We start from the raw sequence: 12438 nt of genomic DNA, 5'->3' as shown, positions 1-12438 counted from the left end.
TAATGTGAGGATAACGCAAGTTATCATCATATGTGGATAACTTGCCGAACGCGAGGGAATGAAACCGATCGTTCTCGCCAGAAAGAACTTCCTGTTTGCGGATACAGAGAGAGGCGCGACAGTCAGTGCATATTATTTCTCGATTCTGATCTCTGCTAAGCTGAATCATCTGGATCCAGAGAAATACCTGGCATATGTCTTCCGTGAACTGACTGAACATGATCTGAGCCCTGAATCCATAGAACGAATCCTGCCCTATTCCGATCAGCTTCCCGATACGCTGAGAGTCAGATAGCCTATCAAAGATAATCCCCCGGTACATCTATGTCCGCCTTTTCAGACTTTGGTGTGCCGGGGTTAATACTATGCAGACCTATTGACGCTTACAGACTTCTCCACTGACAGATGTGGACCTGATTTTTGATATTACATTGTTCAAGGGACATGTTGAAAAATTAATTTGACACCATATATGACACCATATATAATAATAAAAAAGGTACACAATGTCGAAATGGGAGAAATTACTAAGTCGCATTCTTTCTCTATCAAAAGACATGCGCTTTGATGAATTGAGGAAGGTGCTGGAGAGCTATGGATATGTGATGAACGCACCTAAAAGCGGAAGCAGCCATTACACTTTCCGCAAGCCTGGGAAAAGTCCTATTACGATTCCAAAGCATGAGCCAATCAAGAAAGTATATGTAGAAATGATGCGTGAAGTCGTGGAGGAGGAATCATTACATGAAAACGATTGAATATTATATGAATCTTCCCTATAAGTTAGAGATTGTTCCGGATTCGGATGAGGGTGGATATGTTGCTCGCTATCCTGAACTTCCCGGCTGCATTACGGTCGGGGAAACTGTGGAATCTGTTGTAAAAAATGCTGCGGATGCAAAGAAGGCGTGGCTGGAAGCTGCATTAGAGGAAGGGACAGAGATTGCAGAGCCGGTTTCGCTCGACGATTATTCCGGACAGTTTAAGCTGAGAATCCCGAAAAGTCTTCACCGGACGCTGGCAGCGCATTCTAAAGAAGAAGGTGTCAGTATGAATCAGTATTGTGTGTATTTACTCTCTAAGAATGACGCACTGGAGAAGGTGTAAGGATACCTGATAACATTCCTTGATAACAATTTGATAACATCAGTTCGTAAACCCTGTCATGGAGCTTAACCCAAATGGGTAAGAATCAATATTTCATTTTCGAATTCGAATGAATCGCTAAGGCATATCTGCAGGCTCCTTCGAGCTCTGCCTTTGTTACCCGATCTTTGTGCCCTGACCATGTCATCGTGATCACTCCCATGCATGACTTGTACATGGATTCCGGATTGCCACGACTGACAAGAAGCTGGTGAATCAGTTTTTCCGTATACGGTCCGATCTCTCTTGCCTTTGCAAGGTACCACTCAGAATCCTTGACTCCCAAATTAACTGCGATCTGATGAGACTCAGGTCTGTAGGCGGGATTCGTATTGACGGTATTCAGCCTTGAGGAATAAACACGTTCCCGGCGGGCAATCGGCGGATCATTCGGTTTGTATCCTTTCAGATAGACCTCAAGCGTCGATAGATCGTAAAGGATGACGACATCCTTGCTGATATACTGGTAAGGGACGGAGTACTGCTGCCGATCACCTTTGATATGAACATGATAGGAATTAGGGACCGTCATGTAATATCTTTGGCGTAGTACAAAGTCCTTTTGCGTCAGGATCTTCATTTCCGGAAGATCTGTGTCCCGGAACCAATCCCAGCGATTGAAATCTGTVCCTCTGAACTTTTGTTGATTCTGCCTGTCGAGCAGCCTCCTGCATTCAATCTGAATATCTCGGAATGAGTGGAATTGCTCCTTATGCAGCTCAATGTCACTGATGATCCAGTCCTCGGAATGATGCACATTGGCTTCGACATCGTTCTTGTCTGTCGGAGACCGCGGACGGGCTGGCAGCACAACGCATTGATAATACGCAGCCATTTCCTTGAATGCTTCGTTCAGATCCACTTCGTTGTCCTTGTTCCGATTCACTGCCGTTTTACAGTTATCAGGGACAAGTACTTTAGGAACAGCACCGTAGTATCGCAGGGCATGAACGTTACCAGCTATGTAGCTTTCCGTTGACATATCCAGGAACGGCTCAACATAAGCGAGTTCACTTGCACCAATGCTGGTGACAAAGAAGTAAATGGTAACCTCTTCGTTATCAAGAATCACAGTGACCGTGTCGCTGCTCCAGTCGATGTACATGCACTTTCCGGGCTCTTCGTTGCGCAGAAGTACCGGTTTCACTGAGAACTTTCTACACCATTGTCGGTAAAGGTCCAGGAATCTGGAATACGAATAACCATCAGGATTCTGTTCCCGGTAGTCAAACCATTCATGCATGAGTGATCGATGATGCGTGTGCGTCAGATGATCATGAACCTTTCTGAAGTCCGGCACCACCTTGTCGCGTCTTGGTTCGCTGCGCGAAGGAAAGAACCTCTGTTCAAGTTCTGCGTCAGTCATCGAGTCCAGTTTCGCAGAAGTCAGGTCGAGTTCTTCAGCCTTGCTCAGAAGGCGGAATACACTTCCTTGCCGATCTGGCAGAACCTTCCGATTTCACGCTGAGAATAACCTTCCTCGCAGAAGCGGACAGCCTGCCGGATCACATAAGCACTAACTTTGACCATGAAATATCACCTCCTTTCCTTGAAACCAGTTTAGGTCTGAAGAGAAAAGGAGTAAAAAAACCGGGAATACTCCCGGAGAAACTGCCCCAATTAGATTGTGTCTATGCCCCAATTAGATTGGAACTCGCGCCCCAATTCGCTGCGTTTTTGCATTTGATGAAGATGAGATCAGGAAATTTACTTTTCTCTATTCAGAGAAAGAACCAGCCCGGAAAGCGGAAAGAAGACTGCGGAAGAACTATCCGGAAGCTGAGTATCTCGTGATGAAAGGCTATGGACATTGCGGGTTTCAAATGGAAAGGCCGGAAGAATATGCTCAGCTGATGAGCAAAGAAGCATTCAGCAAAGTGGAAAGATCATGAAGTTCTATACCTTCGCAGATTATGAGAATCCCGTCATTCTGCTGATCTCGGGAACATGCTGCCACTGGACGATCTTCAGCGATGTGATCCCGCTTCTGCAGTAACTGGAATGGTCGGCATCGATGAACGATCAGAGTCAGCCGATCGGCAGGACTAAAGCTGTGAGGAGAAGGAATGATTTATTGTTTGAAAAGCTAACTATGATATTCTCCAGACAGAAGAATACCCGTGAAAACATGCCCTGGCCTCCATCTGAACATGGAGGAGAATCAATCCTGAATCGCAGGAACGCTGCATGAACATGCGGTATCCCTGCATTCATGCATGTGAGGATGCGCAGGGGGTGAAGACAGCTATGAGAACAGCAGTTCACAGAACTTCCGGATTTCCTGCTTCTGCAGAAACGGTATTTTCTGAACTCCAGAAACTGCAGACGCTGCAGAAGGTGGCTGCTCCATGGGCTTCTTTTGTCCAGGTACAGCCAAACCAGGATACGTTCTGGAAAGCAGGAATCGATTATGCATTCCGTTTTCGTGTATTCGGATTTCTTCCGCTTGGAATTCATCGGATTCATGTCGTGCGTTTCGGATTGTCAGAAGGAATTTATACCGAAGAAAGAAATGATCTCGTGCCATTATGGAATCACGAGATCATTCTGTCTGCAGAAGATGAAAAGCATTGTCTGTATACGGATCATGTTGAACTCGATGCGGGCTGGAAGACTCCAGCTGTCTGGCTCTGAGCAGAACTGTTCTATGCACATCGTCAGCGCAGATGGACCCGATTGCTCAGCCGCCGAATCTGAGATTTCCGGAGATGATGATCAATGAAGATGTCCTGTCTTCCTCAGACGATTCACAAGAACGGGAAGCAGGATCAGCTGCAGGATAATGCCAGGCAGGGCATTGAGGAATCCGCCGGCAAGAAATGCCTGGAATGTGAAATGGGCTTCTCCGGTGCTGAGCAGTATGGTTTCAGCGATTCCCCATACGATGCGCCCGGCGATCATGCCTGAAATCAGAGAAAGATAAATCGTTTTCAGGTCTTTTGTTCTGGAACGATGGTAGATCATTCCGGTCACTGCACCATAGGCGGCAAGTTCAAAGGCCATGGCGATTGCATTCGGAAACATTGCCGGCATGCCAAATAAGGCGCTGCGAAGAAGCGGGCATAAGAAGCCGATCAGAGCTGCATAGCGGCCTCCGCATACATAAGCGGCAAAAAAGACCGGCCAGTGCATCGGCAGCAGCATCGCTCCGATGGCCGGAATCTGGAACACCAGAAACGGCAGGATAAGTCCGAGTGCGAGAAATATTGCAGAGAGAGTGAGTGTATGAACTTCTGCGGTCAAAATCAGGATCCCCTTTCTTCCTGAACATTCATGTTCTTGCGGACCAAGCAGCCTTCAGACTGCCTCGGGGCTTCGTGCCAGCAGTTATTGTATCACCTGACTGTGAAGATACGGAACGATGGTGCAGCATTTCCGGCCGAAGTGAGAGGCATCAAAAAGATCCTGGATTGCCCAGGACCTTTCATGCATGAATCTGCTATTCCAGTTTCTCGGCATGCAGAACCCGATGAAGTTCTTCTGAGGTCATCAGTCCTTCTTCAATGACTTTCTCGCAGAACTTCTTCCGGTCATTGCCGCATTTTGATGCAAGCTCAGATGCTTTCTCATATCCGATATACGGAGATAAAACCGTGGCATAGATCAGCGCATGTTCCAGATGTTTCCGGCAGCCGGCAAAATCTGCTTCCAGAAGATCAATGCATTTTTCCTGAAGCGTTCTTACTGCCTGATCCAGCACAGTCAGGCTTTCCAGCAGGCGGTCTGCGATCAGCGGCATGAACGCATTGAGCTCGAAGTTTCCCATCGAAGCAGCTGAGGTGATGGCACTGTCATCGGCGATCACAGCAAGCGCAGCTTGCGTGACCATCTCCGGGATGACCGGGTTCACCTTTCCCGGCATGATGGTGCTTCCTTCCTGAAGAGGTTTCAGATGTATTTCGCTGAGCCCTCCGTAAGGACCGGAATTCATGATCCGAAGGTCCGTGGAGATCTTGATCAGGTTGACCGCAAGTGCCTTGAGCAGACCTGATACTTCAACGAACACGTCGCAGTTCTGCGTCAGGTCCATCGGATATTCCGCTCTTGCAAGTCCGTATCCGGTAAGCTCCTGCAGATGATCCGTTACCCGGTACATATACTGTCTTGTCGTGTTATTCCGATTTCCGACCGCGGTTCCTCCGAGATTGATCTGCCGGAGGCGTTCCTCCACTTTGTAGATCCGCCAGCGGTCCCGGGCAATTGCCTGGGCATAGGCACCGAATTCTTCTCCGAGCGTGATCGGAACGGCATCCATCATCTCAGTCCGTCCGAGCTTCACGACCCGGTCGTATTCCTGTTCCCTGCGCTGCAGGCTTTCCTGCAGTCTGCTGCAGCTCTGACTGAGCGCCCGAACCAGACCGATGGAAGCGATTCGGAGCGCAGTGGGATAGACATCGTTGGTCGACTGGCCCATATTCACATCATCGAGTGGATGAAGATATACATATTCGCCAGGCTTATGCCCCATGTGTCTCAGGCCGAGATTGGCAAGCACTTCATTCACGTTCATGTTTGTCGTCGTTCCAGCACCGCCCTGCAGGGCATCGGCAGGAAATGCAGAACGGAATGAATGAGAATCACGCAGGATCTCATCACAGGCAGAAATGATTGCCTCTGCTTTTTCTTCCGGCAGTCTGCCGGTATCCTGATTTGCGAGTACGGCTGCTTTCTTCACGGTGATCATTGCTGTGATCAGTTCCATGCGTACCGGTCTTCCGGTTACCTGGAAGTTGGAAAGCGCCCGGGCAGTTTCAATTCCGTACAGACACTCTTGCGGAAGCTCCATCGAGCCAAGCAGGTCTTTATCTTCTCTGGTTCTTTCTTTCATAGGTCTTTGTGATTCTCCAGATAGGCAGAGATTGAAGGGAATGGTTCCAGACTCCGTCTCAGGATTCCCTGCATGCAGGCAATCGCAATGCCGTAATTCGTGATCGGAACACCGGCATCTTCTGAGCATGCGATCCGGTATTTCATTTCACGCTCGTTCAGCGTGCATCCTCCGCAGTGAATGATCATCCGGTAGGAGGAGAGATCTTCCGGAAATTCCGTTCCGCTGGAATAGCTGAATTCCGGTTCGACGCCTGTATAATTCCGGACCCAGCGGGGAATCTTGACGGACCCGATATCATCACACTGCCGATGATGCGTGCATCCTTCGGAAATGAGAACGCGATCTCCGTCTTTCAGCTGATCCAGTATACTGACTCCTTTTACCAGGGTCTCGAGATTTCCCTTATAGCGAGCCATCAGAATCGAGAAAGAAGTCAGAAGAATATCTTTCGGGGTATCTGCAGAAACCTTGGCAAATACCTGACTGTCCGTGATCACGATCTTTGGCTTCTTTCCGAGATTCTCCAAGGTTTCTCGCAGTTCATATTCCTTGCATACAATTGCGGTGGCATCTGCTTCAAGGATGTCGCGGATTGTCTGCTGCTGCGGAAGAATCAGTCTTCCTTTCGGAGCAGCTTTATCAATCGGAACGACGAGCACTGCAAAATCGGAAGGAGAAAGCAGATCTCCGACGATGCGGAACTTTTCTTCCGGGACATGATAGACCGAAGTAAGCAGTTCCCTCAGCTCAGGAATATGGTATCCCGTCGAAGCACTGACTTCGATCGCGGGAAAACCGATATTCTCAGGCAGAGAGACTTTCTGATTTTCTGGCATCAGATCATGCTTGTTCATTACGATGATGCATGGAATCTGCTTCTTCGCAATCCGGTTCAGAATTGCTTCGTCTTCCGGTGAAATCCCCTGACGCTCATCGATGACGAGCAGGGCAATATCTGTCTTATTGAGAATCTGCCAGCTTTTATGAACCCGCAGTTCTCCAAGCTTTCCGGTATCGTCAAGCCCTGGGGTATCGATCAGCAGTACCGGGCCTAAAGGAAGAATTTCCATTGCTTTGTATACGGGATCCGTAGTGGTTCCGGACACTTCTGAAACCACCGCAAGATCCTGTCCGGTAATTGCATTGATCAGACTGGATTTTCCTGCATTCCGTTTTCCGAAGATGCCGATATGAACTCGTTCGGCATTGGGCGTATGATTCAGACTCATGATTGATTTCTCCCTTCGCTGTCAGAAGACTGACTGTCATCTTCCGGATCAGAGATCCTGCCGCTGTCTATTATACCAGCAGGATGCAGAAACAATTCTGTGCATGCGTGAAAACTCTGCATCTGAATCTGGAGCAGTCATTAGGTTTATGTACCTATAGACCATGTCTCAATTATGAGACCAAGCACCGGAAACTGCCTGAAACAAGGCACTTTCTGAATTCTTTTCCGCTCTGCGGTGGCAAAGCATTTTGATGCTTTCATGAAACTGAAAAGGACTGCCTCAGCAGTCCTCTGAAACCTCAGTGATTTTCAGGCGTCTGATCTTTCTTCTTCCGGAAGGTCAGGTGCTTTCCGGTCTTCTTCGAAATCATGCGGACAATCTGATAAAGCGCAAATATCAGCAATGCGAATGGCAGGATATAGATTGCTGCAATCAGAATCATCTGCAGGGCATAGACGAAGTTCTGCCAGGTTCCGGAAAGAGCTTCTTTCAGGCGGTATGTGAAATCAGAAGTATCCGGTCCGCTTTGATCCGGGGAATAGCGCTGAACTTCATCAATCTCGATCGTGACAGTGGAATAGGCAACATCGGTATCCATGGAGCTTTTATCACTGCGTTTCTGGTTCAGCTCGGTCTGGACTTCGCTGAGCCTGCTGTCAATCGTCACCATGTCTTCTACAGTTTCTGCCTGATCGAGCATTTCCAGCAGACGCTTTTCCTGAGTTTCGAGACTCTCGATTTCAATGTCATTGTCATGGTACTTCTTGGAGATATTCTCCGTGCTGGAGGAACGGCTGGTTACTTTGCCGCTGTCTCCGGCAGTATTCATGAACGTATCAAAAGAGTCTGTCGGAATCCGGGCGGTGATGTACATGCAGCGATTGCTGTTACGGACAGTTGATCCGGTATACCAGCTGGTATCGCCATCATATTCATTCTGAGACTGAATGATGCCGTTCAGACTGCGGATCTGTTCGGTGATGGAAGATACCGTATCTTCATAACTGAGTGTTTCTACGGTAAGAGACCCGGTGTAGACAATCTTGTCACCGGTGATTTCAGAATTCTCGTCAGAGGTACCTGTGGTTTCTGAAGAGATCTCTGCTCCGCCTCCATACTCGTATTCCCCGTTTTCTGCTGCAGAATCAGCCGCATAATATGCCGCTGTATCCGAAGCTGCAGAAGATCTGCTCTGCCCGCAGGCCGCAAGTGAAACAGACATTGTGAGAACAGCAATGGCCAGCAGAGGCTTGGAACGATGATTTTTCATGGCAATTTCCCTCCCATATAGAAACAGCAGCGACGAAGAAAATGCTGCAGAAAAACTGAATGATTGTCGGATGGTCTCCCTTGTGAATTATTATAGCAGAAGCGATAGGGAGAGAAGGTGGACATGGAAAAACTGTGAATGAAATCGGATTGTTACCGGAAGCTTAAGGCTGAGTTTTCTGCAGAAGCTAAAAACGGATCCCGGAAAAGTAGCAGGCTTTGCTTACTGCTGTTCTTGCAGAGGATCCCCGGCCTTTCGGAAAGCGGGGCAGCGAAGAAGTGTGCACGCTGAATTATGCAGGCATGGAAATCAGGTATTCGGTGAAGAACGAAGAAACCATCATTGTACTCAGCATCTCATAACAGAAAAAAGATGTGCGGAGGTTCCGCACATCAGTTTTCCCACAAGTAAGAAGTCATCGACATGGATCCGAGTTCCCGGTATTCATTCCATGCTTTCACAGAGGAAGCTTCTTCGCCAGCGCCTGCAGCCACGAGCAGGGGATCGAAATGCTCAGCGGTAGGCATAGCTCGTTCCCAGCCATGAATATTCTGATAATTCAGCAGACCTTCCGAGTCCTTGCTCAGGATGCGATCCCGGATGGCTTCGTCAAACTGATTCGCCCAGCCATAGCCATTCTTCATATCCCAGCTGACCATGGACAGATTGTGAACGACATTGCCGCTGGCAAGAATCAAAGCACCTTCCTGCCGCAGCGGCTTCAGTTTTCTGCCGGTTTCATAAAGCTCTTCTGGAGAAGCAGCAACATTGATGCTGACCATGACAACCGGAATATCTGCCTCTGGAAACAGGTTGCATAATACGGACCAGACGCCGTGATCGATGCCCCAGGAATTGTCCGCTTCAGCAATATTCCCGAGCAGGTTCAGAACTTTTTCGGCATATTCAATAGATCCCGCCGGAGCATACTTTACCCGATACAGTTCTTCCGGGAACCCGTACATATCATAGATCTGCGGATTGTCAGCAGCGGTTCTGACCAAGGTGCTTCTTGCGGCCCAGTGGGCAGATATGGCAATGATGACAGAAGGCCGTTTGAGTTCTTTGCCGAGTGTTCGCCATCCGGTTCTTGCCCGGCTGTTCTTTTCAATTGCGTTCATAGGGGATCCATGTCCTGTGAACAGGACAGGCATGAGTTCTGTATTCATAGATTGATACCTCCAGATGCTGATAGTCTGCCTCAGGTCATATCAGATGTAAATCACGCAGTTTTTTTATATATTGTCAGAAAAAGAAAAGAAGCTTCAGAAAGTGAAGCGCTGGAGGGAAAACGATGAGTGCAGATCACAGCAGAGTATATGATGCAGTATGCCTCCGCAGCATCCGCAGAGTTTCTGAGATATTCAGCGGAAAATGGTCCTATCTGGTCCTGGAACAGCTTCACATCGGAACGATGCGTTTCAGCGATCTGTCCAAGGCTCTGAATGTCAGCACGAAGTCCCTGACAGATACCCTGCGCCACCTGGAGAAGAACGGAATTATCTCAAGAACAGTGATCCCGACTGTTCCGGTCACGGTGCAGTATGCATTGACAGAAAAAGGAAGAGGATTCGACCAGGTTCTTCTTGCCATGAAGGCCTGGGAGAATGAGTATGATCACTGAAGGGATTCCGTTTTCAGCATGAGCAGGAACGAAACGAGAAGGAATCCGCTACAGATCCAGATCATCGCATGACTCATTGAGGATGATAGAAAGCTTCCGAGTCCTGCTCCTAATGCAAAGACCGCAATCACTCCGAAATAATGCAGACATCTGACCAGCTTCTCGTTCTCATGAGTGCGCAGATAAATGGATAAGGCTTCCATGCCTGAACGCAGATTGCCGATGCACATTGTGCTGGCATACCCATAACCCGATATTTTCCGGAAGGCTTCTACCTGCATGGCACAGCAGAACGAAGTGAGGGCATTCGCAGCCAGATCCATACTTCCTGGCAAGAGACCGACCAGCAGCAGAATGACTGCTTCCAGAATCACGACAACCTGCCGCCAGTGGATTCTTCCTGTTCCTGCAAAGGACGCATGAATTCGTTCTGCCGCAAAGATTCCGGCTGAAAATGCAAGCAGAGGAACCAGGTATCTTAATCCGCCAGAAAGGTCTCCGGCAAAGAAGTGCTGGCTCATCAGCACGATATTGCCAGTCTGGGCATTGGCGAATACCTTGCCGCGGACAAAGTAGGAATAAGCATCCTGCATGCCGCCGGACAAGGTCAGAAAGAATACGGTGACCGGTGCTTCTGACATCTGTATGGATTGGTTGAAAGCAAGTCTTTCCATTCTGAGTTCTCTTTTCCGAGGACTTACTATAGCTGTCTATCCGGCTGTGCGCAAGGGAAGATTCCGGATTGAATGATTTCTGATCAGTTTCTTCTCTCTGCGTGATGTAATATGAATTGATTCTGTTAGAGGATGAGTCTATGACACTTGTGAATCTGAAGTTCTATTCGCATTATCTCGGCATGGAGATGCCGATGACAGTACTTCTTCCGGATCGCCGTTTTAAAGATGGAGAACGGAAAGATCTGTATCCGGTGCTCTATCTGCTGCATGGCTATGCGGCAGATGAAACAAGCTGGATCCGCATGACGGAACTGGAGAGGTATGCAAAATATGCCGGAGTCATCATTGCGATGCCATGCATTCATCGCAGCTTCTGCGTCAATGCGGTTCATGGACTCCGGTATGAGGACTATATGGCGGAAGAAGTTCCATACGTGGTTCATGAATTCTTCCACGCTTCTGGAAGACGGGAAGATCAGTATATCGCCGGTGCTTCCATGGGCGGTTACGGTGCATTGAAGCTTGGACTGAAACATCCGGAAATATTCGGACACATAGCGGCGCTGTCAGCGGTGACCGACTGTTATGGAAAGGCGGAAGAAGGTGCAGGTATGATGCCGGTTCCGGATTTCCGGTCGTCTCTCGATGAGGTGTTCGGAGGCAAGGAGGCTTACTATGGGTCCGAAAATGATCTCTATGCGCTTGCTGATCAGCTGCAGGGGAGAACAGACATTCTGAAGCCGGCGGTGTTTCTTTCCTGCGGGAAGTCTGATTTTCTGTATGAAGAGAATCGGAAGTTTGCAGATTATCTGGCTCATCATACCGATCTTCAGGTTTCTTTCCGGTGTGAAGAAGGAGATCACAGCTGGGAGTTCTGGAACAGAGATCTTCCGGAGGTTCTTGCGGCGTTCGGGTTCATCTGCAGATAGAATAGCTGCAGAAATCGCATGGGAAAATTTGCATAAATTATGATCTCAAGTTTTGAGGTAAAAATGGAGAAAGCCGCATAACCAAGCAACTTTCTCCATTTTATCTGTGTGGTGTAATAGGCGATCTTCCGAAGCCGAACGCTAATATTTCAGCAGCCGGCGCATTTCCTGCTGTGTCTGGAATTTGCGATCAAGGCTGATATCGAATGCGCTGCCGCATTCTCTGATTACCTCATTGTAGAAGCAGAACTGATAATCTTTTTCGCTGATCGGAATGCAGCTGTATCTCCTGAGCGATTCCAGAAGCTGTCCGACTGGATATTTCTTCTTCAGCTTCAGATGCAGCAGCCGGATCAGAACAAGCGCTGTGAAGCATACGGTGAAGTGCGCAATAGGGTCAGAATACTGAGACGCATATTCACTGGCATAGCCAATCTTTCTGACATAAATGTCTTTTCTCTTTCCGGTTGTTTTGCCACGATACTTTTCACAGATCGTGAGGTACTGACCCTTAGGAGTGTTGGTAATACGCAGGTCCATGAGATAGTCCTCCCGAGAGCCTTATATCATATCACCACCTAGAAAATATAATATGCTGACATAAATTTGATAACTTAAATCAAGTCCTTTTTCAGAGATTTCTTCGATAAATTCATAAGCTTCAGAATTTTTCTGATCGGCCACCACGAAAAGAGGAAACAGGCTCCCCGGTTTTGAAAATTCGTTCTA

General features: G+C 48.2%; 14 protein-coding genes. 6 read left to right on the top strand and 8 right to left on the bottom strand.

Annotation, left to right across the window (positions count from 1 at the left end):
• Positions 1-58: 58 nt before the first annotated feature.
• The 3 genes from FYJ51_RS12845 (at position 59) to FYJ51_RS12835 (ending at position 1107) form a co-directional block, all read left to right on the top strand.
• A complete protein-coding gene (locus FYJ51_RS12845) occupies positions 59-295 on the top strand; it encodes a transposase domain-containing protein (RefSeq protein WP_154505960.1) in 237 nt (78 codons plus the stop codon).
• A 211-nt stretch (positions 296-506) separates the two neighbouring features.
• A complete protein-coding gene (locus tag FYJ51_RS12840; protein ID WP_154505959.1) occupies positions 507-758 on the top strand; it encodes a type II toxin-antitoxin system HicA family toxin in 252 nt (83 codons plus the stop codon).
• Positions 745-1107, top strand: coding sequence for a type II toxin-antitoxin system HicB family antitoxin (locus FYJ51_RS12835; protein ID WP_105303210.1), 363 nt, complete (start codon positions 745-747; stop codon positions 1105-1107). Before FYJ51_RS12840 ends, FYJ51_RS12835 begins: the two co-directional genes overlap by 14 nt.
• 85 nt (positions 1108-1192) lie before the next feature.
• Here the strand turns inward: FYJ51_RS12835 and istA are convergent, their stop codons facing one another.
• Positions 1193-2512, bottom strand: a complete 1320-nt coding sequence (gene istA, locus FYJ51_RS12830) for an IS21 family transposase (RefSeq protein ID WP_154505958.1) — start codon at positions 2510-2512, stop codon at positions 1193-1195.
• A gap of 881 nt (positions 2513-3393) precedes the next feature.
• Here istA and FYJ51_RS12825 point away from each other — a divergent pair.
• Positions 3394-3780: a hypothetical protein gene (locus FYJ51_RS12825; RefSeq protein ID WP_154505957.1), complete on the top strand. Its 387-nt coding sequence runs from the start codon at positions 3394-3396 to the stop codon at positions 3778-3780.
• Positions 3781-3861: 81 nt separating this feature from the next.
• Here the strand turns inward: FYJ51_RS12825 and FYJ51_RS12820 are convergent, their stop codons facing one another.
• From FYJ51_RS12820 to ygiD, 5 genes are all read right to left on the bottom strand, one after another.
• Positions 3862-4389, bottom strand: a complete 528-nt coding sequence (locus FYJ51_RS12820) for an ECF transporter S component (protein WP_205946335.1) — start codon at positions 4387-4389, stop codon at positions 3862-3864.
• A gap of 196 nt (positions 4390-4585) precedes the next feature.
• Positions 4586-5974: an aspartate ammonia-lyase gene (locus FYJ51_RS12815; protein ID WP_154505955.1), complete on the bottom strand. Its 1389-nt coding sequence runs from the start codon at positions 5972-5974 to the stop codon at positions 4586-4588.
• Complete coding sequence (gene hydF, locus FYJ51_RS12810; RefSeq protein WP_154505954.1) at positions 5971-7206, bottom strand: [FeFe] hydrogenase H-cluster maturation GTPase HydF; 1236 nt, start codon at positions 7204-7206, stop codon at positions 5971-5973. The genes FYJ51_RS12815 and hydF overlap by 4 nt, the downstream gene beginning before the upstream one ends.
• A 301-nt stretch (positions 7207-7507) precedes the next feature.
• Positions 7508-8479 carry a DUF4349 domain-containing protein gene (locus FYJ51_RS12805; protein ID WP_154505953.1) on the bottom strand — a complete coding sequence of 324 codons (972 nt, stop codon included), beginning with the start codon at positions 8477-8479 and terminating at the stop codon, positions 7508-7510.
• A gap of 392 nt (positions 8480-8871) precedes the next feature.
• Positions 8872-9648, bottom strand: a complete 777-nt coding sequence (gene ygiD / locus FYJ51_RS12800; protein ID WP_205946334.1) for a 4,5-DOPA-extradiol-dioxygenase — start codon at positions 9646-9648, stop codon at positions 8872-8874.
• A gap of 125 nt (positions 9649-9773) precedes the next feature.
• Here ygiD and FYJ51_RS12795 point away from each other — a divergent pair, with 125 nt between their 5' ends.
• Positions 9774-10103 (top strand): winged helix-turn-helix transcriptional regulator, encoded by a 330-nt coding sequence (locus tag FYJ51_RS12795; RefSeq protein ID WP_105303219.1) that lies wholly within the window; start codon positions 9774-9776, stop codon positions 10101-10103.
• Here the strand turns inward: FYJ51_RS12795 and FYJ51_RS12790 are convergent.
• Positions 10097-10777, bottom strand: coding sequence for a YoaK family protein (locus tag FYJ51_RS12790; protein WP_205946333.1), 681 nt, complete (start codon positions 10775-10777; stop codon positions 10097-10099). The two genes, FYJ51_RS12795 and FYJ51_RS12790, sit on opposite strands and share 7 nt — an antisense overlap.
• 140 nt (positions 10778-10917) lie before the next feature.
• Between FYJ51_RS12790 and FYJ51_RS12785 the strand changes: the two genes are divergently transcribed.
• Positions 10918-11709 carry an alpha/beta hydrolase gene (locus FYJ51_RS12785; RefSeq protein ID WP_154505952.1) on the top strand — a complete coding sequence of 264 codons (792 nt, stop codon included), beginning with the start codon at positions 10918-10920 and terminating at the stop codon, positions 11707-11709.
• A 141-nt stretch (positions 11710-11850) separates the two neighbouring features.
• Here FYJ51_RS12785 and FYJ51_RS12780 read toward each other — a convergent pair whose 3' ends face one another.
• Positions 11851-12249 carry a hypothetical protein gene (locus FYJ51_RS12780; protein ID WP_154505951.1) on the bottom strand — a complete coding sequence of 133 codons (399 nt, stop codon included), beginning with the start codon at positions 12247-12249 and terminating at the stop codon, positions 11851-11853.
• Positions 12250-12438: the final 189 nt, after the last annotated feature.

Source organism: Stecheria intestinalis (assembly GCF_009696165.1).
Lineage (GTDB): Bacteria > Bacillota_I > Bacilli_A > Erysipelotrichales > Erysipelotrichaceae > Bulleidia > Bulleidia intestinalis.
This window is presented reverse-complemented; position numbering and strand designations above follow the sequence as displayed.